Annotated in this window: 21 protein-coding genes; 2 read left to right on the forward strand and 19 right to left on the reverse strand. The window is 52.4% G+C overall.

Features of this window, described 5'->3' with window-relative positions; translation table 11 throughout:
* Window positions 1–54 precede the first annotated feature (54 nt).
* The gene (locus WKI47_RS15255) at window positions 55–477 is read right to left on the reverse strand and encodes a hypothetical protein (protein WP_340228011.1); all 423 of its coding nucleotides are present in this window, start codon (window positions 475–477) and stop codon (window positions 55–57) included.
* Between the two features lie 290 nt (window positions 478–767).
* Here WKI47_RS15255 and WKI47_RS15260 point away from each other — a divergent pair, with 290 nt between their 5' ends.
* Entirely contained in the window at window positions 768–1,943 is a 1,176-nt protein-coding gene (locus WKI47_RS15260) for an MFS transporter (RefSeq protein ID WP_340228012.1), read from the forward strand.
* A 125-nt stretch (window positions 1,944–2,068) separates the two neighbouring features.
* Here WKI47_RS15260 and WKI47_RS15265 read toward each other — a convergent pair whose 3' ends face one another.
* Window positions 2,069–2,797 (reverse strand): general stress protein, encoded by a 729-nt coding sequence (locus tag WKI47_RS15265; RefSeq protein WP_340228013.1) that lies wholly within the window; start codon window positions 2,795–2,797, stop codon window positions 2,069–2,071.
* 207 nt (window positions 2,798–3,004) lie between these two features.
* On the opposite strand from WKI47_RS15265, the gene WKI47_RS15270 reads away from it, so the two are divergent.
* Window positions 3,005–4,657: a putative bifunctional diguanylate cyclase/phosphodiesterase gene (locus WKI47_RS15270; RefSeq protein ID WP_340228014.1), complete on the forward strand. Its 1,653-nt coding sequence runs from the start codon at window positions 3,005–3,007 to the stop codon at window positions 4,655–4,657.
* A 47-nt stretch (window positions 4,658–4,704) separates the two neighbouring features.
* Here WKI47_RS15270 and WKI47_RS15275 read toward each other — a convergent pair whose 3' ends face one another.
* The 17 genes from WKI47_RS15275 to WKI47_RS15355 all read right to left on the reverse strand — a co-directional run bounded on the left by WKI47_RS15275 (window position 4,705) and on the right by WKI47_RS15355 (window position 24,152).
* Window positions 4,705–4,860, reverse strand: coding sequence for a hypothetical protein (locus tag WKI47_RS15275; RefSeq protein WP_340228015.1), 156 nt, complete (start codon window positions 4,858–4,860; stop codon window positions 4,705–4,707).
* A gap of 52 nt (window positions 4,861–4,912) precedes the next feature.
* Window positions 4,913–5,506: a DNA-3-methyladenine glycosylase I gene (locus WKI47_RS15280; protein WP_340228016.1), complete on the reverse strand. Its 594-nt coding sequence runs from the start codon at window positions 5,504–5,506 to the stop codon at window positions 4,913–4,915.
* The gene (locus WKI47_RS15285; protein WP_340228017.1) at window positions 5,503–7,476 is read right to left on the reverse strand and encodes an LTA synthase family protein; all 1,974 of its coding nucleotides are present in this window, start codon (window positions 7,474–7,476) and stop codon (window positions 5,503–5,505) included. Before WKI47_RS15285 ends, WKI47_RS15280 begins: the two co-directional genes overlap by 4 nt.
* 460 nt (window positions 7,477–7,936) lie before the next feature.
* On the reverse strand, window positions 7,937–8,500 hold the full coding sequence (locus WKI47_RS15290; RefSeq protein ID WP_340228018.1) for a metallophosphoesterase: 564 nt from the start codon (window positions 8,498–8,500) through the stop codon (window positions 7,937–7,939).
* A gap of 2 nt (window positions 8,501–8,502) precedes the next feature.
* The gene (locus WKI47_RS15295) at window positions 8,503–9,375 is read right to left on the reverse strand and encodes a (2Fe-2S)-binding protein (RefSeq protein ID WP_340228019.1); all 873 of its coding nucleotides are present in this window, start codon (window positions 9,373–9,375) and stop codon (window positions 8,503–8,505) included.
* Window positions 9,376–9,612: 237 nt separating this feature from the next.
* Window positions 9,613–10,380, reverse strand: coding sequence for a phosphate ABC transporter ATP-binding protein PstB (gene pstB, locus WKI47_RS15300; protein WP_340228020.1), 768 nt, complete (start codon window positions 10,378–10,380; stop codon window positions 9,613–9,615).
* Window positions 10,381–10,393: 13 nt separating this feature from the next.
* Window positions 10,394–11,290 (reverse strand): phosphate ABC transporter permease PstA, encoded by an 897-nt coding sequence (gene pstA, locus WKI47_RS15305; RefSeq protein WP_340228021.1) that lies wholly within the window; start codon window positions 11,288–11,290, stop codon window positions 10,394–10,396.
* A complete protein-coding gene (gene pstC, locus WKI47_RS15310) occupies window positions 11,287–12,210 on the reverse strand; it encodes a phosphate ABC transporter permease subunit PstC (RefSeq protein WP_340228022.1) in 924 nt (307 codons plus the stop codon). Before pstC ends, pstA begins: the two co-directional genes overlap by 4 nt.
* Before the next feature lie 83 nt (window positions 12,211–12,293).
* On the reverse strand, window positions 12,294–13,244 hold the full coding sequence (locus WKI47_RS15315) for a phosphate ABC transporter substrate-binding protein (RefSeq protein ID WP_340228023.1): 951 nt from the start codon (window positions 13,242–13,244) through the stop codon (window positions 12,294–12,296).
* A gap of 333 nt (window positions 13,245–13,577) precedes the next feature.
* The gene (locus tag WKI47_RS15320) at window positions 13,578–14,564 is read right to left on the reverse strand and encodes a glycoside hydrolase family 43 protein (protein ID WP_340228024.1); all 987 of its coding nucleotides are present in this window, start codon (window positions 14,562–14,564) and stop codon (window positions 13,578–13,580) included.
* Window positions 14,565–14,580: 16 nt separating this feature from the next.
* Complete coding sequence (locus tag WKI47_RS15325; protein WP_340228025.1) at window positions 14,581–15,573, reverse strand: endo-1,4-beta-xylanase; 993 nt, start codon at window positions 15,571–15,573, stop codon at window positions 14,581–14,583.
* A 24-nt stretch (window positions 15,574–15,597) separates the two neighbouring features.
* Complete coding sequence (locus WKI47_RS15330; protein ID WP_340228026.1) at window positions 15,598–16,503, reverse strand: carbohydrate ABC transporter permease; 906 nt, start codon at window positions 16,501–16,503, stop codon at window positions 15,598–15,600.
* Between the two features lie 226 nt (window positions 16,504–16,729).
* Complete coding sequence (locus WKI47_RS15335; protein WP_340228068.1) at window positions 16,730–17,629, reverse strand: ABC transporter permease; 900 nt, start codon at window positions 17,627–17,629, stop codon at window positions 16,730–16,732.
* Window positions 17,630–17,744: 115 nt separating this feature from the next.
* Entirely contained in the window at window positions 17,745–19,397 is a 1,653-nt protein-coding gene (locus tag WKI47_RS15340; protein ID WP_340228027.1) for an ABC transporter substrate-binding protein, read from the reverse strand.
* Window positions 19,398–19,534: 137 nt separating this feature from the next.
* Window positions 19,535–21,079, reverse strand: a complete 1,545-nt coding sequence (locus WKI47_RS15345; protein WP_340228028.1) for a response regulator transcription factor — start codon at window positions 21,077–21,079, stop codon at window positions 19,535–19,537.
* A gap of 2 nt (window positions 21,080–21,081) precedes the next feature.
* Window positions 21,082–22,896, reverse strand: coding sequence for a sensor histidine kinase (locus WKI47_RS15350; protein WP_340228029.1), 1,815 nt, complete (start codon window positions 22,894–22,896; stop codon window positions 21,082–21,084).
* A complete protein-coding gene (locus WKI47_RS15355) occupies window positions 22,893–24,152 on the reverse strand; it encodes a response regulator (protein ID WP_340228030.1) in 1,260 nt (419 codons plus the stop codon). The genes WKI47_RS15350 and WKI47_RS15355 overlap by 4 nt, the downstream gene beginning before the upstream one ends.
* Between the last annotated feature and the right edge of the window lie 60 nt (window positions 24,153–24,212).

Raw genomic sequence — 24,212 nt, forward strand, 5'->3', positions numbered from 1 at the left:
AAGAGGACGGAACAAGTCTCTATCCCTTTTCGCTGCGAAGTTTGCCGAACGATCTTACACATCGCCGTTCAATTTGTTAAACGCACGTCGAGCATTTTTCAAAAAAACTTCCTGCCGGATGCGTTCATCTTCCGAAATCCCGGCTTGCAAACGATGCTCCGTCTCTCCGATCGCCCGATGCAAACTTTCCCGCAGCGCTTCACGCTCTGCCTCGTCCAGCAGTGCCTTCAGCTTGTCCGTCACATTCGGCGTATACGGCATACGGTTATATTCCTCGGCGCTGACCGTACGCACGTCGAGATACGTATTTTTCACTTCAATAATCGTACTGGGATTGCGTATGTTCTTATCTGTTTCCACAACGACGCATTGATTCACATGATCCGCGTACACATTTGTGATCTTTTGCCGAATGCCCAGCACGCCGCGAATCCGACTAAACGGAATACGGTGTACCCGACTCACTTCTTCCGACATGGCTTCCCCTCCGTTCCCGTATCGGCCCTAGTCCTTTGTCAATGCCCTAGCGAACCGGATACTTCCAGCATATCATAAGACGGCCAAAAACGAGCAAAAAGCCGCCTCTTCAGGATTGCTTTTCTGCAAAAAATGCCAGTATCCATATTCTCTTGCATTGACAAGAAGTTTCTTTTGCCTATATAGTTGTTATGACAATTAAATGATAAAAATTTGATCCATTTGGTTTTGGGTGATGATTGGGGAGGACGATTTTGTTGGAAAAAGAACGCTTATGGAGCCGTAATTTTTTGACGATAAGTTTTAGCAGTTTTTTTATTTTTATCAACTTTTATATTTTAGCGGTGACGTTACCGGAATATGCGTTGACGCATCTTGGAGGAAGCGCGGACGGGATCGGACTCGTGACCACCGTTTTCGTGATCGCTGCCGTCATTTTCCGCCCGCTGACCGGCAAATGGCTGGATGAGATTAACCGCAAAAAGCTGCTTGTTTTCTCGGTAGTCATGTTTGCTGCGTGCAGTTTCTTCTATTTATGGGTGCCTACTTATTCGCTGCTGCTTGTGTTGCGATTCGTACACGGGATTTCCTTCGGGATTGCGGCGACTACTACGTCCACCGTGGTACTTGACGTGATTCCACGCGAGCAAAAAGGCGAAGGCATTGGCTATTTCACCTTGTTTATGAGCCTTGCGATGGTATTCGGTCCGTTTGTGGGATTGTCCGTCTCCGCAAGCGCAGGCTATACGGTGTTATTTGCATTGATGGTGATCTTCGCTTCGCTGGCTTGTCTGTTCGGCGTGATCACTCCTATTCCTCAGCATGAACGCAAACCGAGCGAACTGGGGGCTTGGGATATTAAACGCTTCATCGAATTCCGTGCTATTCCCGTAGCCGCTGCCGGATTTTTGATTGCTTTTGCCTATGGCGCGATTTCAACTTTCATTTCGGTCTATGCCAACTCGATCGGTTTGAAAAGCGTCGCCAGCTATTTCTTTATTGTTTTCGCGGCTATGGTTCTGTTATCCCGACCGTTCACGGGCCGTTTGTTCGACCGTCGGGGCGCGCATGTGCTTGTGTATCCGGGGATCGCTTTGTTCGCGGTCGGCATGATCGCGCTTAGCCGGGCCGACTCCGCAGTCTTTTTCCTGTTAACCGCAGCGATAATCGGACTCGGTTACGGTGCGATCATTCCAAGCTTCCAGACGCTGGCGATCCAATCGGCTCCTGCGCACCGAAGCGGACTGGCGACGGGGACGTATTTTGTCTTTTTCGATCTGGGTTATGGCTTGGGCTCTTATCTGCTGGGATTGATTGCGTCTTCGGCAGGCTATTCGACCATGTATTTGGTAGGCGGTCTCACCGTGCTATTGTCGCTTGTCGCTTATTACGGGCTGTATCATCGGGGAGAACGGCGCAAGCTTTCTTTTTCCGCGCAGCGGAAAACCCGGCATTCATCAGTCTGATTGCGGTCGTCGGGCCGTTTGGTTCATCTTTGTAAAAGAAAGAGCGCAGGCATGGGCCTGCGCTCTTCTTCGCATAGGAATGCTGACGTTGCATTTAAGTGGGCCGCTTGCGGGATCTCGCGCCGTTATCTTTTATACGGACGGTCGTTGGGGCCGATAATTAGGTTCGAAGCTTCGCGATTGGGATCGGTAGCGTCCCGGAAATCCACGTCGTCGGCAGGATCAAGACTGGAAGGGTCCGAACGGCGCGACGGATCGGAATCGGATTCTTCGTGCAATGCGACGTCGTCGACTCCGGCAGGAGGAACCCTTTCGTCGACGGGCGCCATGCCCGGCGTTCTGGAAGTGCCGTCAGGATCGAAGTATAACGTATTGTTGGCGCCGTTGCGGCTAAAAATCTCGTAGATCCGGCTGCGCATCGCTTCGTCCGCGTCCACCATGACCAGCACGTCGCCTTCGTGTATCCGTTCATCATAATATTTGGCTTCCTGTTCCGGGATGCCCAAGCCGATAAACCCGCCTGCAAGACCGCCTATGCCGGCTCCGAGCGTAGCTCCGGCCAGACCTGCGGCAATAGGCCCGGCGGCCAATAGTGGACCAATGCCCGGAATAGCCAATGCGCCGAGGCTCGCGAGAACGCCGGCGGCTCCGCCCAACGCTCCTCCAGTCACCGCACCCGCGGCCAATCCTTCCGGCGCTTTCGTTCCGGTTTCGTTCCGGATTTCTTCCGCTTCTTTCTTATCCTTGGTAACGACTGAGATATCTTCCCGATCATATCCGGCTTCCTGAAGGTCATGAATCGCTTGGACGGCTTGTTCTTCCTGTGCAAAAGTCGCCGAAATTTTCTTCATCATGTTATTTTCCTCCCTCTTCTGTCGGCATGCCCATTTTTACCCGATACCGATTAACGTCAAACTTTCCTCAAAAATGGGAACTCCCAAACCTATATTTAAAAGCCCTATCCCCCTTTCTTCCCTTTGCGTAGTGGCTTGTACATAGTATGATAGGACTATACAAATTTGGTATCTCGGATAAAAGCGGACGAGGAGGGCTTTTGCGGAATGACAGAAATAAAACACCCAGATACGGATTTTGCCCAGTTCCTTCATGCGCTTGAAGACTGTATCTATGTTATGGACTGGGACGGCGAGCATTTCCGTTATCGGTATGTCAACCGGGCGGCGGCCGTGCTTAGTCAGATCGGATCGGAACATATGGGGCAGACTTTTGCGGAAGCGTACGCGCACGAGCCGGAGATGGGCAAATACCTCCATCATAAATATATGAAAGTCGTCGATGAACGAGTAAGCATTCGCTTTGCCGACGGAACCTTGCTCCCTACCGGCGCCCTGAGCGGAGAAAGCATTCTATCCCCGATCTTTGGTGAACGCGGCGAAGTTACTGCTGTTGTCTGCGTAACACGGGATATGATAACAAGCTCGGAACGCGGGCAACAGTTGCATCATTACGCGTACCATGACGAATTGACGCAACTGTTCAACCGTCGCTTTTTATATGAGTTTCTGCATAAATCGTGCGGCCTGTTCCTGATCGATCTCGATAATTTCAAAAATATCAACGATGCGCTGGGCCATGAAACGGGCGACACTCTATTGATCGAGGTAGCCGGGCGATTCCGCCAATCCTTCGGAGCGCCTTATGTGATCGCACGCCAGGGAGCCGACGAGTTTATCATTGTATGCGAGACTCCTATTGCAAAGCCGGAAGAACAGGCCAAGCGAATTCTGGAAGTTCTCGACAAGCCTTTCCTGCTGGGCGATCGCCTGATTCGAGTCAGCGCAAGCGTCGGCATCTCTACATCACCCGAGCGGACTGAACTGTCCATGCTGCTGCGCCAAGCGGATATCGCTCTCTACTATGCAAAAAGTAAAGGCCGGAATCGATATCATGAGTACAATGAGTCCCTGCGCTATGATCAGGTGGTTAAATTCGACTATGAAATCGCGCTGAACCAGTGTATCGAACGCGATGAATTGCTCCTGCACTATCAACCGATCTTCGATGCGGCACGCAACCAGGTTGTGGAAGTGGAAGCTTTGCTACGCTGGAATCTCGGTCACAAACGTCTTGTTTCTCCGGCTGACTTTATCCCGGTAGCAGAGGAAACGGGCCTGATCGTACCCATCGGCGAGTGGGTGCTCCGTCAAGCCTGCAAAGACCTGCCCAAGATCAGCGAAAAGTTCGGCCCTGACGTACGCGTCGCCGTCAATATTTCGCGTGTGCAGTTCGAGGAAGAAGATTTTGTCGAGCGTCTGAATACCATTTTGGCTGAAGAAGGCGTCTCGCCGGAGCGCTTCGACCTGGAAGTGACGGAATCGCTGGTTATGCGCAATCTCGAAGAAATCTGTGCGATTCTGGATCGGCTTCGCGCGCAGGGGTATACGATCTCGCTCGATGATTTTGGCACGGGATATTCGTCTCTTGGCATTTTGGCGCAAATTCCGATCGATAAATTCAAGTTGGACCGCTCGTTCATCGTACAGATGAATCCTGCCGTCATCTCTGCTCTGCTCGCGATGGCTCGTGCGATGAATCTCGATGTAGTGGCTGAAGGTGTCGAGGACGGCGAACAATTGATTCAGTTAATGAATATGGGATGTCCCGGTATTCAAGGATACTTAATCTGTCGCCCCATGCAAGTAGACGATCTGCCGAACATATGGTTCCCGGATATGCAGCATCATGTCGTCTAACAAAAAGCGGTCAGGATCGCATATGCGAATCCTGACCGCTTTTTTGATCAATGAATCAATCCAACTTCCCGTGCCTGTTCTTCGGTCAAAATAAACTGCTCCGTCTCCCAGTATTCTTTTGCCGGGTCCAGACCAAACATATCGATAATCTTGCTCCAAATTTTCCGTTGCATCGCTTCTTGCTGGGTAATCATAATCTTCATTGGCCGTATGCCCCTTTCGCTATAACGCGACTCGCTGCGCCTTCTCTTTTGATTACCCTGATTGCCGGCAAGACGACTCGCTGCGGAAGCAATTAACGAGATGGTCATCGACCATGCCGGAGGCTTGCATCAGCGCATAGCAGATCGTGCTGCCGACAAAGCCGAAGCCGCGCTTTTTCAGATCCTTGCTAAGACGGTCCGAAATTTCGGTCTTGGCCGGGACGTCTTCGGGGCGAACACGGTTCCCAATCATCGGCTCACCGGATACAAACGTCCACATATAAGCATCGAAGCTGCCAAATTCCTTTTGAACGCGCAGAAAAGCTTTCGCATTTTTCACGGTTGATTCCAGCTTCATCCGATTGCGAATGATTCCTGTATCCTGCATTAAGCTCTCGATCTTCTCGGAATCATATTCAGCGACCCGAGCAGGATCAAAGCCGTCCATCACTTCGCGATACCGATCCCTCTTTCTCAACACGGTGTACCAACTGAGTCCAGCCTGCGCGCCTTCCAGCGTCAGCAGCTCAAACCACTTCCGGTCATCGTGCACCGGTACGCCCCATTCTTCATCATGATAACGAATATAGAGCGGATCTTCGTTAACCCAGCGACAGCGGATCAGCGGCGTGGATGATTGCGTCATTTCAAACCTCGCTTTGGCAGCACTTTTACATAATCGTCGGACAGCTTCATCAGTTGCAGAATATATTCGTAGTCTTCGCGGTAAGGTTCGATATCCTCTATATGCTCATGGGTCTCCAGCGAGATCGCCGTTCCATCATCAAAACCTTCTCCAGGGATAAACAGAACGCCGTCTCCGACAAACGATCCGGTCGGCAGATAATAGCGGATGCCCACGACGTTGCGGTCCGTATTAAGCAAATCGCGGCCGAAAGCGGTGTACGATTCTTCCTCCAACGATACGCCGAGCAGGTTCATCAAGGTTGGCACGAAGTCCATTTGACCGCCTGCCAGCTCGACCGTTTCGCCTTTTTCCACGCCGGGGACACGGATCGCAAGCGGAATATTGAAGCGGCTTGCATTGGCGTCATAGGAAATGCCCAGCATCGAAGATACCCATGCGGGATCGTTTTCCGCTGTGGACAGGCCGCCGTGATCGCCGTAAACGAGCAGCACCGTGTTATCCCAGAGTCCTTTTTCTTTCAGGCCGTCAATCAGCTTGCCCAACGCATAATCCGTGTAATGTTGAGCATTGAGATACTTCCCGAGTTGCGTATCCTGTAAACGTTCCGGAATCGCAAGCTGCGGGAACTCTTCTGGGACGTCAAAAGGAGCATGGCTGGACGTCGTCACGAATTGTGCATAAAACGGCGAGCCGTCTGCGGTCATTTCGTCGATTTTTTCCAAACCAACGCGGTACATCTCTTCGTCGGACGCCCCGAAATTATTGAACTTGTCGTTGTTGTAATTCGGCTTGTCGTAAAAGTTCTGGAAACCAAGCGCCGGATACAGCTGATTGCGATCCCAGAACGAAGCGTTGTTGATCTGGAATGTCGCGGTCTTGTACCCTTTGTCCCCAAGCAATCTCGGAGAACTTGGAATCACGCGATCCCCGTAACCGGTCGACATGGCGATCTGCGCGGTCGGATAGATCGAGGTATTGGAGATAAATTCGGCATCCGATGTATTCCCCTGCCCGATCTGCTGATAGATATGCGGGAAATAGAAGCTTTCGTCCATCAATGCGTTCAGATTCGGCGTGACTTCCGTTCCGTCCAACTTGTAGTCGATCGGGAAGTTCTGGAATGATTCCATCTGAACGACGACCACATTCATGCCTTTTGCCGCTCCGAAATACGCAGGAGACGCTGTAGTGTTCGTTGCGTCCGCAGCATTCTCTAGTTTATCCGTATACGGGAAAGATTGCTGGAGCGCCTTCACCTGTTGGGCAACTTCTTCAGGCGAGGTCGATGCGATAAAATCACGTTCTTTGCGTTTCTCGATCGCTGTGCTGACTTGGTAATTGATAAAACCAATATTTTCCGCACGTACAATCTCGTTGCTGATCGCAGAACCTCGATTGATCCATACGCCGGACAGCAGCAGGCAAACAATCAGCAGCGCCGCCACCCCGACACGACTCATGCGGGTTGCGGTCCCTGCCCAATAGGAACGCGAGCCGCCACTCCCTACGAATGAAAAAGACTTATGCGATTTGGATCGGCGAACTTTCACCACGATCACCGAAAGCACCAAGGCCAATAAATCAGCAAAAAATATGAAATAGGCGGGTTTGAGCAATCCTCCGACCATATTGCCTACCTCGGGCACCTGGCCGAGCGAACCGAGTACAACATAAGTCGGTACAGAACCAAAGTACGAATGATAGACAGCCGCACAAAAAAAAGCTACAGACAAAATCAGATTGACCCCCCAGGCAACGCCAACTCGCAGCCGGCGCGGAAGAATCAGTTCAAATAGACAAGTTACTCCGAGCGCGGTGAATAGATCGATAAATACGCCGCTAAACTCAAAGTCGCCGAAGAAAAATCCACGCAATAGCAGCAGCTTGGCAAACAAGATACAGACCGCCGCAATAAAAAGACGATCCGGCTTGCGGGATGTTTTCGACTGGAATGAGATTTGTTTCATGAGTGGAATACCTTCTTTATTAAGAATGTTTGGGTTAAATCCCCATTATAAAACACTCTGTTTGTGTGGTCAAAGGGGGAGTAGGAACGTGGGAGGCGCTACGGGAGAAATTACCAGCATATGCTTCCGAAGTGAATTTCCCCCTCCGCTGGTGGCACGCTCGGAAAGGGAAGAAAAAAGAGCATTTTTTTCTTCCTTTTTGGTATTGAGTTTTCAAAATTGTGTGAAAAGCAAATAGCTTACAATCCTAAATTTGCAAGCTATTCAGGCACTTTAAACATGAAAACATTAAGTTCAGTGTGAGGTTTTATATATTCTTTCCCTCCTACCTCCCACCCAGCCGAGAGCCGGTTTCGAACCAGAGCGCCTTTGCCCTTTCCCCTCACCTCTAAATCTTTTATTCAAATCGGAAGGGGAAAGGACAACGAAGCGACGGTCGAAACCGGCTCTCGGCGCCTCCTCATTGTTTCGAGTCGTAAAAGCAGTGCTTGCAGAACAACGATCCGACACTCAAAGTCAGGATGCCGAAAGAAAATTGAGGTTGTCGCCGTTTGTCGGTTGGAGAGCCGGGGTTGAAAAGCGGCGTGGCAGGGCGGTTACCCGCTCTCTCGTGTTCGGAAAAGAACGGAATATGCGAATGACCGAAGATAATAAGATCCACGTTTTCGTTGTCAAAAGCGGCTGCGGCATTATCGGGTGTATGGCCTTTTCCCAAATGGCCGTGAGTCAATCCGATTCGGCGGCCCGCGATTTCAACGATCCGGCGATACCCCCAACGCTCGACGATATCGGGACCGTCGTTGTTGCCGGCCACGCCTTCGACAGGCGCATAAGCAACCAGCAGGTCATAAACTTCGGGCTTGGTCCAGTCTCCCGCGTGCAGGATCAGATCCGCGTTTTGCAATCCGTCGATCAGCGCGGGAGGTAACGCTTTGGACATCCGTGGCATATGGGTATCGGAAACAATCACGATTTTCGCAGACTCGAACGGCATCTCATATGTGCTTACACGTAGGATATCCATATTTATTGCACCCGCAGCTTTTCCCGGCGCTCCGCTCGATCCTTTTCGGTGAGCTTCGGGCAGTTGTAGCAATATTCGGCTCCGGGAAGAGTGTGGTAAAGGCAGCAGCTTGGGCGCATTTGGATCTGTGCGGAAGGATCGGTTGGATGTTCGATATAGCGAAACCGCAGATCGAACGGATTTTTCTTGCGGCCGAAGGTGTCGGGTTGAAGGGTCTTCAGCTGTTCGTAGGCTTTTTCCAGGCGATCGCGGTGCGGGGCTAGCATAGGGCCGATCTCCGGGTGGGTGCGCCACGTTTCCGCAAAGTAATTCAAGCGGCCGGGAAGTTGAGCCCAGATCATACCTACGGCCAATCCGGATACGGCGGCAAAGTTTTCAAATAAGGTGCGACAGGTCTTGCCATAAAAAGCTTGGAAACCTTCTACGGTCCAAGCATCACGTGCGTTATCTGTAGGCGCGCGCTCTGCGGAACGGTTGTGAATGACGATGTTGAACGAATGTCCTCCATTTTCCAGACGGAACAGCTGTGCACTCAAGTTCTGCGCCGAAAAATCGGGACGCAATCCTGCAACTGCCGGGAAATACAGCGAAGCGGCTACGGTTCCGCTGAACCAGCTACAGAAGTAGGTGACGGCTGCTTGTAGATTCGGAGCTTGCAGCACATCGGCAAAGGCTTGGAGAAACGGCTCGGCGCCTTCTCGTGTGGATAGTTCAGCCAGCGTTGCCTCGGCGCAAGCATCCGGTTTGGGCTCCGCGCTCATATAGAACTGGGGCAAAATCAAAGACGGATCGAAAATGACGATGTTCGATGAATCGGATTGCATATCGGATTGAGGTCCTTTTCCGGTAAATTGCGGGTTAGACGCTTCGGACATGGGGTTCATCCTTTCCGTATCGGGAATGTTTCTCATTGGTTTATCGTACTTGATCGTCGGGTGTAGTTCAACGAAAATCGTTAACGAGTTAAAAATTAAACAATAGCGTTAAAAACGCAAAAAAAGACCGTTCTCTTTCAATAAGAAAGGAACGGTCCAAATTCAAATCGTATGAATGAGTTTAAGCCTACGGCCAAAAGAACAACTATGGAAGTCTTTTTTGGATCGTAGGACTGTTTAACCGAAACGACCCATGATGTATTCCTGAGTCATTTGGTTGGAGGGATTCGAGAACAGCTTGGTTGTGTCGTCGTGCTCGATCAGGTTGCCCAGATAGAAGTACGCGGTCGAATCGGATACGCGAGCGGCCTGCTGCATGTTGTGCGTGACGATAACGATACGAAGCTCTTTTTTCAATTCGATGATTAGCTCTTCCACCTTGCCTGTCGATACCGGGTCAAGCGCGGAAGCTGGCTCATCCAGCAGTAGAATCTGGGGGCTAACCGACAGCGCGCGCGCGATGCACAGACGCTGTTGTTGGCCGCCGGAGAGCGCCAGAGCCGATTCTTTCAAACGGTCTTTGACCTCGTCCCACAGAGCCGCGCGGCGCAGGCTTTGCTCGACGATCTCATCCAGTTGCTTCTTGTTTTTCGTGCCGTGGTATCTTGGACCGAAAGCGATATTTTCATAGATCGACTTATAAAACGGATTCGGACGCTGCCAAACCATACCGATCTTTTGACGAAGCGTTACCGCGTCCGTTTCTTTATCGTTCAAATCCTGACCGTCCATCCAGATTTTGCCCACGACCCGCGCCGAAGCGATCTCGTCGTTCATCCGGTTCAGGGAACGCAGGAAGGTTGACTTCCCGCAGCCCGACGGTCCGATCAGAGCGGTCACGCTCTTCTCGGGAAATTCCATATTGATTTTTTTGACTGCTTCGTTGGTTCCGTAGAACACGCTCAGTTCTTCCGTACCGAAGCGAGGTTGCGTACTGGTCTGCATAACGGAAGCCCTCCTAGTTGACTTGTTTGGAAGCGGTAATTTTGCGGTATACGACACGTCCGAACCAACGGGCTACCAGGTTGAACAGCAGCACCATGATAACAAGAACGGCCGAAGCTCCCGCGGATACATCCTTCGCGTCCGGAATACGTCCTTCACTGTTCACTTTCCAAATGTGTACGGCAAGTGTCTCGGCCGAACGCATCGGGTTGATCGGGGAACGTGCATGGAACGGATTCCAGTCTGTGAAGTCCAGCGGAGGCGTCGTCATACCGGATGTAAACAGCAGCGCCGCCGCTTCGCCGAAGACGCGGCCAGCGGCCAGAATCGTTCCGGTGATCAAGCTTGGCAGTGCAACCGGAAGCAAGATCGACGTGATGATTTTCCATTTGGAAAGACCCAGTGCAAGACCTGCTTCCTTTTGCTCGCGAGGGACGGCACGGAACGCTTGCTCCGTGATCCGAACCATCAGCGGCAAGTTGAAGATCGCCAGAGCGATCGCGCCGGAAAGTAGCGAATAGCCGAATCCGAACGTGTTCACGAACAGCAGGAGACCGAACAAACCGACTACGATCGACGGGAAGGAAGACAATACTTCCACGACCAGGCGGATAAAGCCGGTCAGTTTGTTTTCTTTGGCGTACTCGGCCATGTAGATTCCGCCGCCCAAGCCGAGCGGAACGGTAATGATCATGGTCAGCACGAGCAGGAACAGCGAGTTGAACAACTGGGGACCGATACCGCCGCCCGCCTTGAAGTTTTGCGAAGGGGACGTCAGGAAGTGCCAGTCGATATGCGCGATCCCGCGGAACAAAATGAAGCCGAGTAAACCGCCCAGAATGGCAACGATCAATACGGCAAAAAAGATAATGACGCCTGTAGCGATTTTATCGGCAGTTTTTGCTTTCACAGCTTATTCCTCCTTTGGAGCAACCGTACGATGATGATAAACACGAAGGTCATGAAGAGCAGCATCAAAGCCATGCTCCAAAGGACGTTATTCTGAACCGATCCGGTCGACGTATTCGTCATGTTCAACGTGATGACGCTGGTCAGCGTGGAAGCCGATGTCAGCAGCGATGTTGGAAGGAATGGCGCGTTACCGATTACCATCTGTACGGCGAGCGCTTCACCGAAAGCGCGCGCGATACCCAAGATGACACCTGTCCACAGCGAAGGGGCCAAAGTCGGCAGAACCACGCGGTAGATCGTTTGCCAGCGCGTTGCGCCGAGTGCATACGATGCCTCGCGCATTCCGCGCGGAAGCGAAGCCAGTGCGTCCGCCGCGATACTTGTGATAGTTGGCAGGATCATAACGGACAGCACAAGCGCACCCGCAGCTACGCCATAGCCAAGCGAGTCTCCGCCAGTCAGAGTCGAGATGAACGGAACCAGCACGGTCAGACCTATAAAGCCGTAGACAACGGACGGAATGCCCGACAACAGCTCGATCACCGGTTGAAGAATACGTTTGCCTTTACCCGGAACGATCTCGGTCATGAACAATGCCGCACAGATGCTCAGCGGTCCCGCGATCAAGGCCGCTAACATCGACACGACGAACGAGCCGCCGATAAACGGCAATGCGCCGAACGACGGATTGTCGCCGTCAGGACTCCAGTGCGTGCCGAACAGGAATTCGATCGGGCTGACTCCGTCCTTGAAGAATGTCGCCAAACCTTTCGAAGCTACAAAATACACGATCGCTACGATGACTACGATCAGCATTAATACGCATAGATAAGTGTAGATTTTGCCGATCATGTCCTCGCGGCGATGCCTTGCGAAGCCACGGGATTTATTATCGGCGGTAGCCTTATTATTTTCCATAAGTGGATACCCTCTCCATTCCTTGGTGAACGCGCAAATAGAGGCGGAGATCCCGCCTCTTTTTTGCCGGTGCGTCGAATCGGTTACTGAATGACTTTACCTTCCGCATCGCGCTTAACTTCCATGCTCGATACCGGAATGTAACCCAGTTCAGTTACGTCGGCATTTTGTACTTCTTCCGTCATGAAGTAGTCCAGGAATGCTTTCGTCGCGCCGTCAGGCTCGCCCTTCGTGTACATGTGCTCGTAAGCCCAGATCGGGTAATCGCCGCTTTGTACGTTGGCTTCCGTCGGTTCTACGCCGTCGTAAGACAGAGCTGTAACCGTATCGTCCAGGTACGAGAACGCCAGGTAACCTACAGCGCCTTTTGTATCGGCAACGATTTGTTTAACCGTGCCCGAGGAATCTTGCTCGATTGCGCCTGGTACGTTTTCTACTTTTTCGCCCAGTGCATATTTTTCGAAAGTAGCACGTGTGCCCGAGCTGCTCGGACGGTTAACGATCGTGATCTTTTGATCCGCGCCGCCAACTTCGCTCCAGTTCGTTACGGTACCGTTGAATACGTCCAGCAGTTGTTGCTTCGTCAGGTTTGTTACGCCCGCATCTTTGTTCACGACAGTTGCCATTGCGACAACCGCTACTTGATGGTCAACCAGTTCAGCCGCTTTGTCAGCATCCAGCTTCTCTTCCGCGAACACGTCGGAGTTGCCGATGTTCGCCGCGCCTTCGGATACTTGAGTCAGACCAGTACCGCTGCCGCCGCCTTGGACTTGAACGACAACGTCCGGGTTATTCGCCATGAACTCTTGTCCCACTTGATCAACCAGCGGTTGAAGTGCCGTCGATCCAACTGCCAGGATTTCTCCCGATACGCTTGCTTCAGCCGGTTGTTCAGTAGCTGCCGGAGTTGTAGTTGTTCCTGTAGCTGCCGGTTCCGTAGTTGTCGCAGTGCTGCTGGAGTTGCCGCCGCAAGCGGTAAGCGCGAGCATTGCGGAAAGTGTTAAAGTGCCGAATAACGTTTTTTTCGATTTCATGTCTGGTTTGACCCTCCTAGTGGATTCATACGATTGCGTGCGTCTTCTCTCTATCCGAGTTGTCCGCGCCGCTTTACAGTACCCATTGTAGGATTCGAAAATCAACGGAAAACACTTGTTTTGTAAAATGAATGTAAAATATTTCGATTCATGATTCAGGGGAAAGAAAAAACGCTCGGATGATCGGAGCGTTCCGGGGTGGCGCGGCGGCAAGTCCTATTCGTGGGATCAAATCAAAAGGCTGCGGGAAAAATTCGCTGCTTCGCTTTGATGAGAATAGGAGTTGCCACCGCGCCTGGAACGCTGGGATATCCGGGCGTTTTTTATGGTGGGTTAGGTTGGTAAGGGATAAGGATTGATGGGTTGGATCGTGCCGTCTTCGTTGTAGTGCAGTTCGGTGTATTTTACGCAGCGCTTGTGGTCGACGTTGTTGGACAAAGAACTGTCGTGATAGAACAGATACCATCGGCCTTCGAATTGTACGATAGAGTGATGGGTGGTCCAGCCGATCACTGGAGACAAGATGATGCCCTTGTAAACGAAAGGGCCTTGAGGGTCTGGGCTTACGGCGTATGCGATTTGGTGGGTGGTGCCGGTTGAATAGGATAAGTAGTAAAGACCGTTGTATTTATGCACCCAGGGACCTTCGAAATAGCGACGGGCTTCGTCGCCTGCGACGATTGGATTGTGATTTTCGTCTATGATGGAAATTTGCGTCGGCTCGGCGCTGAACGACAGCATATCTTCGTTCAGCTTCGCCGCATAAGGGCCGATTGCCGGCTCGTGGGCGGCCGGACCTTCGGTGCGCTGGGGCTCGTAGGTTCCGCTTTGCCATTGTTCCAGTTGTCCGCCCCATAGACCGCCGAAGTACATATAGGCTTCGCCGTTATCATCAATAAACACGGCCGGATCGATGCTGAAGCTTCCCGGAATATAGGTTGGCTCCGCTTGGAACGGGCCGACCGGCGACACGGATGTCGCCACGCCGATTCGAAACACATCTTCATGATCGCGGGCCGGGAAAAACAAATAATACTTCCCGTTTTTGAACGCGGCATCGGGTGCCCACATCTGCGATGAAGCCCACGGCACGTCCCGCACATGCAGCGCTTCGCCGTGGTCGACCGCTTCCGATCCGATACCGTCCATCGACAACACATGATAATCTTCCATCCGATATTGATCTCCGTTATCGTTGCTCGGACCGTCATGGTCCAGATCGTGCGAAGGATAAATGTACAATTTCCCTCCGAATACGTGCGCGGAAGGGTCCGCGGTGTAGATATGCGTGACGATAGGTTCGTTAAACTTGGTTAGCATCGCTGCACTCCTTTACTCATTCGACAATTCGCCAAAAAGCAGGCTTGGGCTTCAGCTCGCGATCGAACGGAAGCGGCCAATTGAGACGCCCGCGCACCGGGAAGCCGTCCAACCAGGTATGATTGTCAGCGGCTCCCCAGAAAGTGACCGAATCGATGAAATTTCGATATTCACGGAATAAACGGAAAATGTCGTCATAGCGTTGTGTCAACATCTCCTGCATTTCGTCAGTAGGCGCAAGCAGGTCGCTTCGACGATCTTCGAAATCAAATGCCGAAACATCCAGTTCCGTAATATGCAATCGAACGCCAAGCGAAGCGTACCGTTCAATCGCTTCGCGGATCTCATCGATCGATGGGCCGTGCAGATTCCAGTGCCCCTGCATCCCCATCCCGTGAACCGGAGCGCCTACTTCAAGCAACGAACGCACCAATCGGTAAATCTTGTCACGCTTGATCGGATCGGTCTCGTTGTAGTCGTTGTAAAAAAGCTGCGCCGAAGGATCGGCTGCATGCGCGATTCGGAAAGCCTGCTCCAAATAATCCTCGCCCACGGTCGTCAGCCATTTCGTTTCGCGCAGATACGCCTCGGTTTTTTCTTCAATCGCTTCGTTCACGACGTCCCAGGCATGAATCCGGCCTCGATAGCGGCTCATGACGGCATGCGCGTGGCTATGCAGGCGCTCAAGCACGCGTTCTCTCGAAGCCGGCGTACCGTCCGCTTCTTCGAATACCCAGTCCGGCGTCTGATTATGCCATACGAGCGCATGCCCCCGAACCGCCATGCCGTTTTTTTCCGCGAATTTCATGATTTCGTCTGCGGCATCGAAGTCATAGCTTGACTCTTCGGGATGGATCTCTTCGAATTTCATTTGGTTTTCGGCAGTCAGGCTATTGTAGTGAGACGCGATAAATTCGCCTTCCCGACGGATCGTACGCGTGCTCACTGCGGCGCCTATATGAAATATACCCTCATATGCCCCGTATAGGGACGGCGTTTTGGTGTCCATCCGGCATTCTCCTTATGCGTTGACTTATTCTTTGACGCTACCGAGCTGCAAGCCGTGCACGAAGTATTTTTGCAGAAACGGATACACGACCAGAATCGGCAGCGATGCGACGATGGTAATCGCGGCGCGAATCGAAACGGGCGTCACCATATTCTGTGCGGCAGCGGCCGGATCGGCTCCGCTGGAACCTGCTATGCTGCTGTTCAGGTTCATCGAGGACGACAGCAGCTTCATCAGCTCGAATTGCAGCGTACTCAGTTCCTGCTTCGACGATGCGTACAGGAACGTATCGAACCAGGAATTCCATTGACCGACAGCAACGAACAACGCCACCGTGGCCAGCACGGGCTGACAGAGCGGCAAGATGATCGAGATGAATGTGCGGAAGTCGCCGGCCCCGTCGATTTTGGCGGATTCGATCAGTCCTTCCGGCAGCGTCTGGATATAAGTTCGAATAACGATCATGTTAAAAGCACTGACTAACCCCGGTATAACATACACCAGAAAGTTATTGAGCAGATGCAGATCTTTCATTAAGAAGTACGTCGGGATCAAGCCTGCGCTGAAATACATGGTCAGCACGACCAGAATCGTGATCGGCTTGCGCAGCACGTAATCTTTGCGGCTGAGCGTGTAGGCCAGCATCGAAGTCAAGAACAGACTGAGCACCGTCGCGATTACGGTACGTGCCACGGAAATCCAGAATGCGTTCAGAATATGCCCGTTCGCGAACACGGCTTTATAATTCTGATCGGTCCAGACGCGCGGCCATAGATAGATTCCTCCCCGGATCGTATCGTTTCCCGCATTCAGCGATACCGCGAACGTATTCAGAAACGGATACAACGTAACAACAGCAATCGCGATCATAAGCAGTCCGTTCAGCGTATGAAAAACAACCGGCTCCAGCCGCATTTTTTTCGTATTCATCGACTCTTCCCCTTCCTAGGGCGTGTCTTCAAACCTGCTAACGTACATCTTTTACCGCCTTTTCGCCCTGCCCGGCGTCACTTTCCTTTGACGTGCCCCGGCATGCCTTCAGCAAAGTTCCTTGTTCAGCACGAAAATTCGGCAAAATCTGTTTCCGTAGAGGTTTGAAGATACGCTCTGATACATTGACTCTGTTAAACCCCGAGTTTATCCAACGGTCAACGTATTAAATCAATCGATCTTCGCCCAGACGCTTGGCAATCGTATTCGCGGCGAAGATCAACGTGATGCTGACGACCGTTTTGAAAATGCCGGCTGCGGTAGCGAGCGAATAGTTGCCGATCTGCAAGCCGTATTTCAGCACGAAAATGTCGATGGTTTGCGACCAGTCCACCACGACGCCGTTGCCGAGCAGGTATTGAACTTCGAAGCCGGCTTCCAGCACCCAGCCCATATTCATAATCAGCAGGATAACGACGATCGATTTGATCCCCGGCAGCGTGATATACAGCATCTTTTGGTAACGGTTCGCTCCGTCAATCTCGGCGGCTTCGTATTGCGAAGGGTCGATCGACGTGATCGCGGCCAGATAGATGATCGCGTTCCAGCCCAGCTCTTTCCAGACATGCGAAGCGCCGACAATGCCCCAGAAGTATTCCGGTATGCTGAGCCACATGATCGGTTCGCTGATCATGCCCAGTTTGAGCAGCAGGATATTGATAATGCCGCCGTCCACCGATAAGGAGCTGGCTACGATGCCCGTTACGATGATCCACGACAGGAAGTGCGGCAGATAGGATACGGTTTGAATGGTTCTTTTGAAAAAGCGTCCTTTGATCTCGTTCAGCAGCAGCGCGAACAAGATAGCGGTCACGAAGCCAAGGATCATATTGATTAAGCTCATGGCGATCGTATTGCGCAGCACGCGAAGGAACGCTTCGTCGGTAAACAGGAAAGCGAAGTGCTTGAATCCGACCCATTTTTGCTCCGTAAGAGCTTTAGCCGGGCTGTAATCCTGGAACGCCATCGTCCAACCCCAGATCGGGTAATACGAGAAGATCAGAATATAAATGACAATGGGCAGAGACATGAATACCAACTGCTTTTGATTGCGAAGTTTTTTCATGAATGAAGATGTAGGCAGATCCGCCGACGCGGACTTGCGCGAAATGGCTTTGGCCATGGTGCTCTCCCCCTAAACGGGGAAGCGATATTCGCTCCCCCGACTTTTGACACCGCAATTACTTGTCTGTTGACCAATTTTCGATTCGCCACTGAATTTGCTCGTTGATCCGGTCTTCGTAAGCTTTGACATTGATTTTGCCGAACGCCTGCACATAATCGTTCCACACCGAATCGAACTTGCCGTCCGCGGCCATGACGGCTTGCGGCAGGAATTTCAGCGACGTATCGGTCATCTGCTTGTTGGCAACCGAAGCGTCGGAGCCTTCGACCAGGTCGATTTGCCAAGCCGGGTAATACACTTCGTTTTCCGGCGCGGGCGAGAAGAAGTCACTCCACGTTTTGAAGCCATACGTATCCAGCAGCTTTTTGTCTTCGTCTTTCAAGCTGGCATAGAATTCTTCCGGCTGGTCCCCCGGACCCGTCGCGTTGCCGTCGGAGAAGGTGCCTTGCGTTTTCGGAGCGGCGCCATAGAAACCGTCCGCACGGTTCGCCAGCTTCCAGCTCGGATCTTCCTGCTCTTTGCGTTGTTCCGGCGTGCGATAGAATCGGCCTTTGTCGTCAACCATGTAATCTACGCCTTCTTCGCCCCAACTCAGCAGCTTTTGATATTTTTCGTCCATCAGCGAATCGAGGAACTTGATGATTTTAACCGGATCTTTGGCATTTTTGCTGATGCCGAATCCGTTGTTCAGATTGATGACCGGACGATCCAGATAATGGTCCTGAATCGACGTATCGAATACGAGCGGGAAACCCACGTACGTACGGTCGATTTTCCCCTGGGCGATCAACGTTTCCTCGGCCGGCTGGAAGTTCCAGTGCTGGTCGAACATGCCGAGCACGCGCCCTGACGACAATTTGGCCAAGTATTGGTCGTAATTCTGTACGAAAGCCTCTTTGTCGAACAATCCTTCGTTGAACAGCCCGTTTAGCTCTTTGTAATAACGCTTGGACATATCTTTGTCCGCGAATACGGAAGCCATGCCGTCATCGACCACCACGCCGCCGTCATTCGGATGACCGGTCAGATGTTCCGGCGGGTTCAGCAACGGGAAGGTTCGCCAGTCCGAAGCGAGCGTGCTGAATCCGATGGTGGGCTGGCCGTCGATCGTCGGATTTTTTGCCGCGTAATCACGAATCAGCTTGGTGAAATCATCCAGCGTTTTCGGCGTCGGATACCCTGCGTCTTCGAGCACCGCTTTTTGAATCCAGAACGCCGGCCCGCTGTACGCGTTGCTGTTGAATTCGCCGGAGTAAGCCCCGTAGTTCGGCAGCCAGTAAATATGTCCGTCGCTGGAGTCTTTCATACGGTTCCAATACTTCTCGTAATGCTTTTTCAGATTCGGCGCATGTTCTTCGATCAGGTCTTCGAGCGGAATGACCGCTCCGGCCGCAACCAATTTCGTATCGGCCGTGATCAGATCAGGGTACTCGCCTCCCGCGATCATGACGCCGAGCTTCTGCTGCAAATCGCCGACCAGGAATTCCATGTTCAGTTTGACGCCCAGCTCATCCTGAATCTGTTTGTAAATCCGATTATCTTCCGTCGGTGCCTGGTTTGGCGTGCTGATGAACGCGGAAATCGTCAGCATTTCCGATCCGTCCTCCGCCGTGGTTGTATCGCTGCCTCCGCATGCGCTAAGCATCAGCGCCGCAGCCAGCACGAGCGACGTCGCGCCCCATAACTTTTTCATTTTGTAACCCCCCATCGGTTGACCTCCTTGAAAATGTGATCATCCTTTCCTCTTTATTATGAATGTATGTATACGCTTACAAAATGTCTGGATTCAAGCTTCTTCCCCCCAGGATTTAAGTAGCGGTCCTTGAAAGTCATAAAAAAGGACGCTTAGCTTGAAGCTAACGTCCGATACGCGGCAGGCTTGGTTCCCGTTCTTTTTTCGAAATGTTTAAGAAAATGGCGATAATCTTTATACCCGACCCGTTCGGCAATCACGCACGAGGTCTGTTCGCTTTCGCGCAGTAACCGGCAGGCTTCTTCGATCCGCAATCGGTGCACAAATTCGGAGATGCCCACGCCGTACTTGCGGGTAAACGACTGCCCCAGATAAGCGGGATGCACGTAAAAACGGTCGGCTAACTCTTGAATCGTAAACGTATCCGTATAATTGGAGCGTAAAAAATGGGCGACCTGTCCCTGTATGCCGCCTCCGCTGCATTCGCGTGACAGCAACATTTCTTTCCGGCATCCGAGACAAAAGTCTTCCAGCTTCCCAAGCGCTTGTTCGAGCGTAGGCAGAAGCGGCGGGTTTCCATAAAAAGGTGACGTCCGAATCAGCGATTCAGGATCGCCGCCTAGCTCTTGAAGTACGGAAGCGCAGCACAATACGACGCGTTCCGAAAAGCCCAGCACAAGCCCGGGATGTATCCACTTTCTTCGGAAATCGGCGAACACGGAAGCCAACGCTGCACATACTTCCTGCTCGCTTGCCTTTTCCGCCAATTCAGCAATCTGTTCGGCTAGTCGAAGCGGCGGCGGCTCGAATGACACCTCTATGCTTGACGCTTGATCGCAAGAATTGAACCGTGAGCCTTCGAAAAAAGAATAAAAGGACAATATCTCAGCGCTTTCGAACGACAGCCGCAGTTCATCGAGTTTTGCGACGCTGCGACCGATTGCCAGGCGAACTTGCTTTTTAACGTCCGTCGGTAGATTAGAAAATAATTGTTCGGCGAATCGGCGGGTGTGGGCGGCGGGATCTTCGTTGCTCGAACAGCCGATCACCATGCCGCAGCTACTGTTTTCTACATACTTCGCAAAACCTTTTGACGGTCCGACGCGTTCAACCGCACAGGCAGCTTCGCGCACCGTCGGCAGCACAGCAGATTCAGCGCTTATTTTGATCCAGCACCAGCTTGATGCTTTGCGCGACAGTCGTTCTAATACAGCCGCATGCCTTTTCGGCTTTTCGCTTTTTTCAAGTAATAACCTTTCCATTGCCTGTTGCTCTTCGAACCATTCCGCCCGTCGGGCTATCGATTCTTTTAACGCGCGTTCATCCAGCTCCCGGCTAAGGCGCTCAAGGATCTCTTCCGCCTCGTCTTCGATCAACGGTTTGGTCAAATAATTGGATACGCCCAGATGCATCGCGCGCAGCGCATAGTGGAAATCCCCATAACCGCTCGCAATCACGAACAGCGTGGAACAATTGCCGTCGCCTCGCGCTTTTTCGATCAATTGCAGGCCATCCATCCCGGGCATCCGAATATCCGTCACAACCAGATCCGGCGGATCGCTGCGGATGCGCCGGATCGCGTCTTCGCCGTTCTCGCATATGCCTCCGATCCGAAAGCCGTATTTTTCCCAATCGATCAGCAACTTCAACCCTTCGATAGCAAAAGGCTCGTCATCGACCAATAGCACTTCGTACATCGTCATGCCTCCTTATCCCACGGATAAAAGTCCGCATCACCGGGATGCAGCCAAAAAGATGGAATCGTAAATCCCACCTCCGTCCCTCTGCCTTCCTCGCTTCGCAGCCGAAGATGTACACCCCGGCGATAAAACAGTTCCAGACGCCGATGCACATTGCGCAGTCCCACGCTACCGTCGCCCGACGAATGCTCCGATCCGATCAGCTTCTCGACTTCTTGCAATCTGGATTCGTTCATTCCGATTCCGTTATCGCGCACGGCAATGCGAAGACCTTCTGCGGTCATCCCCGCCGTTATCGTAATTTTCCGTTCGTCTTTGCGGGCTTGTAAGCCGTGTTTGCACGCATTCTCGACTAGCGGCTGAATGCTCATGCGCGGAATCCGCAGTTGCCCAGCCGACGGTTGCACTTCAAACAAATAATCGAAACGGTCGCCGAAACGGAACTTTTCGATCTCCAGATACATCCGCGTAAACTTCAACTCTTCTTCAAGCGGTACCAGATCATCCGGCCTGCTAAGCAATTGACGCATAAGCTGCGACAGGTTTTTGACGATTTCGGTGACTTCCCGATAACCGTTTTTCGCGCAGACGATCATCACCGCATTAAGCGTGTTGAACAGGAAATGCGGATTCACCTGACTTTGCAGCATGGCAAGCTCTGTCCGTACGCGGTCCAGTTCCAGGTTTTTTTGCCGGATCTCCAGCTTGTACACGTCGTCGATCAGCGATCGGATACGGCCCGACATCACGTTGAACGCGCGAATCAGCCCGCCGATCTCGTCCTTGCCTTCGCGCGCGGCGATCGGATCAAAGCGCTGATCGCCGACTTTTTCCATATGCCGATACAGATGTTTGACCCGGGTGTGATAGGAACGGAATATGAAAAAAATCAGCAGCGACGGCACGATGGTACTGATAATGCCCAGCCACAGGATGGAAATCATTGATTCGAGGCGAAGGCCGTCGATATACCGGGTATTCGCGATGCCGACCACTTTCCAGCCCTGCACGTAGCCTACGCTGCCGAGCGACTGCTGAAGCGCAAAACCCGAACGTGTTTCTTCCGAGGTAAAAGCCGGATTTGCGTACAGTTCGCCTTCTCCGTCTCTGCCGCCGATTCCGTCCGCTACGACCCGATCGCGTTCGTCCACCAACCGCAGCTTCACGCTGCTCCGCTCGCGGTTCAAGATCGCCGAAACGCGGCCCAGATCGAGATCGACGCGTGAATACTTCGGATACGCAGAAAAGGACGGATATACATCCATCCGCCCGATCACGCTGATCCGCCTTCTCGGATTATGCGTTTCTTCGTCCATATACGCAGAAACCGCAATAGCCGAGGAACTTTGGCCCAGCGGATTCATCCATTCGGGAGGAGTTGCTTTATCGTCGATTACGCGGTAGTTGGACCCGTTTTGAACACTGACGTTTTCCGTATAAATACGGACCTCCAAAATATTTGCCGACATATAGCGGGTCAGCTTGTCTCTCAGCGATTCATCGTACACGGCGTAATAATCCGAAGGCGAAGCGTAAGTCTCATCCAGCGCTTGGTACAACGAGTCGTCGGCCGCGATCGAGCGGCTTAGCGCCACGCTTTCGTCGATCATGCCGATCAGCTCACCGCGTGCGCGTTCGAGGGAACGTCGCAGATTCTCCTGCTCGCGTGTCTGAATATCGGATAGCGTCCGGAAGTAAAAAAACAGATTGATCGTCATGATCGGCAGCAGCACGCAGAGCAGATAAATGAGTAAAAATTTGCGTTTGAGCGGCATATCGTTGAGTCTGGGAAAAAAAGAGCGCCGCCGCGTCATGAGACCGTCACCTGCTCTCTCATGCGATATGCCGAAGGAAGCTCTCCTGTCGCGGCTTTGAATTTGGCGCTAAAGTACTCGGTATCGTGATAACCCAACCGCTCAGCGATTTCGGCAATCTTCATATCGGTCCGCCGCAGCAGACGCTGGGCTTCCTCCGCGCGAAGTCGATGAATGTAATCATTGAAGCAGCAGCTCATTTCTCGTTTGAATGCCTGGCCCAGATGGACCGGATTCATATGAAGCCGATCCGCCAATTCCCGCAGTTGCAGTTTGTCGCGATAATGGACCTTCATATAGGCAATCGCGGTTTGAAGCGGATGCCGGGACACTTCGACGGCCGCTTCCAGAGAACCGGCGACCTGTTCGGCTTCGCTGCTGCGCCGAAGCTTCAGCAAGCTTTCCGTGTAGCCGCCGGTAAACTGCGATCCGGAAAAACGGGCTTCGTCCCTCGCGGCCATCGCCTGACCGTACGACAAAGGAATTGCCGCATATCCGTTCACACTACGGCCAACGTATACGGCTATTCCCGACTTCTTCGCTTCCGAATGCCCGCAAGCGCCGGATAACGTTTGCGATGAACAAACGGCAAGTAATCCGGTACGATTCTGCGCGTCATCGAAAATCCAAGCTTTGATGCCTTTTGCGTGCAAACGTTCCGCCGTCCGCTCAAGGATGACTTTGGCGGAGCGCGCATCTTCTTGCCGATCTTCCCGCATCGGTTCAGCCAGCAACACGCTCAGCGACTGAGCTGGATCTGGACCGAGCAGCTGTTCCGCTTCGAAAATCGCGTTCGGCTCGCCTCGAAGCAGCCCCGATAGGCAAGCTTGCACAGCGGCGCTTTGCAACTCACTCGCTGATCGGCGCGCGTCTACGCCGGACTTTAGCGGCGTTTTCAATTCCACAAGCAGCTCATGGATCTCTTCCGGCACGATCGGTTTCAGGACGTAGCGGTCTACGCCGAAGCGAAGCGCCTGCCTGGCGTAGTCGAACTCCGCATATCCGCTGACGATAATGCTTTTCACATTCATATTGTTTAGTTCCCGAAGCTCGCGAATCAAATCGAGACCGCTCAAGCCTGGCATACGAATATCGGTCAGCAGCAAATCAGGCTCGAAGCGTTTAACCAGCTCCAACGCTTCGTCGCCGTCCGAAGCCGCTCCGCACAATTCATAACCGAACTTGTTCCAGTCGATGATCGTTTTCCAACCTTCCAGCATTAGCGCTTCGTCGTCCGCCACGATGACTTTATACACGTCCATTCCTCCCGCCTGCCTATTTGTTCCAGTATGTCACCGTCGGGGAGAACGAACAAT

Origin of the sequence: Saccharibacillus sacchari, from assembly GCF_037722395.1 — a bacterium.
Classification (GTDB): domain Bacteria; phylum Bacillota; class Bacilli; order Paenibacillales; family Paenibacillaceae; genus Saccharibacillus; species Saccharibacillus sacchari_A.

Coding starts and splice junctions, on each gene's coding strand:
- WKI47_RS15255 (WP_340228011.1), bottom strand. CDS start 477: ATGTCGGAAGAAGTGAGTCGGGTACACCGTATTCCGTTTAGTCGGATT.
- WKI47_RS15265 (WP_340228013.1), bottom strand. CDS start 2,797: ATGATGAAGAAAATTTCGGCGACTTTTGCACAGGAAGAACAAGCCGTC.
- WKI47_RS15270 (WP_340228014.1), top strand. CDS start 3,005: ATGACAGAAATAAAACACCCAGATACGGATTTTGCCCAGTTCCTTCAT.
- WKI47_RS15275 (WP_340228015.1), bottom strand. CDS start 4,860: ATGAAGATTATGATTACCCAGCAAGAAGCGATGCAACGGAAAATTTGG.
- WKI47_RS15280 (WP_340228016.1), bottom strand. CDS start 5,506: ATGACGCAATCATCCACGCCGCTGATCCGCTGTCGCTGGGTTAACGAA.
- WKI47_RS15285 (WP_340228017.1), bottom strand. CDS start 7,476: ATGAAACAAATCTCATTCCAGTCGAAAACATCCCGCAAGCCGGATCGT.
- WKI47_RS15290 (WP_340228018.1), bottom strand. CDS start 8,500: ATGGATATCCTACGTGTAAGCACATATGAGATGCCGTTCGAGTCTGCG.
- WKI47_RS15295 (WP_340228019.1), bottom strand. CDS start 9,375: ATGTCCGAAGCGTCTAACCCGCAATTTACCGGAAAAGGACCTCAATCC.
- pstB (WP_340228020.1), bottom strand. CDS start 10,380: ATGCAGACCAGTACGCAACCTCGCTTCGGTACGGAAGAACTGAGCGTG.
- pstC (WP_340228022.1), bottom strand. CDS start 12,210: ATGGAAAATAATAAGGCTACCGCCGATAATAAATCCCGTGGCTTCGCA.
- WKI47_RS15315 (WP_340228023.1), bottom strand. CDS start 13,244: ATGAAATCGAAAAAAACGTTATTCGGCACTTTAACACTTTCCGCAATG.
- WKI47_RS15320 (WP_340228024.1), bottom strand. CDS start 14,564: ATGCTAACCAAGTTTAACGAACCTATCGTCACGCATATCTACACCGCG.
- WKI47_RS15325 (WP_340228025.1), bottom strand. CDS start 15,573: ATGGACACCAAAACGCCGTCCCTATACGGGGCATATGAGGGTATATTT.
- WKI47_RS15330 (WP_340228026.1), bottom strand. CDS start 16,503: ATGAATACGAAAAAAATGCGGCTGGAGCCGGTTGTTTTTCATACGCTG.
- WKI47_RS15335 (WP_340228068.1), bottom strand. CDS start 17,629: ATGAAAAAACTTCGCAATCAAAAGCAGTTGGTATTCATGTCTCTGCCC.
- WKI47_RS15340 (WP_340228027.1), bottom strand. CDS start 19,397: ATGGGGGGTTACAAAATGAAAAAGTTATGGGGCGCGACGTCGCTCGTG.
- WKI47_RS15345 (WP_340228028.1), bottom strand. CDS start 21,079: ATGTACGAAGTGCTATTGGTCGATGACGAGCCTTTTGCTATCGAAGGG.
- WKI47_RS15350 (WP_340228029.1), bottom strand. CDS start 22,896: ATGACGCGGCGGCGCTCTTTTTTTCCCAGACTCAACGATATGCCGCTC.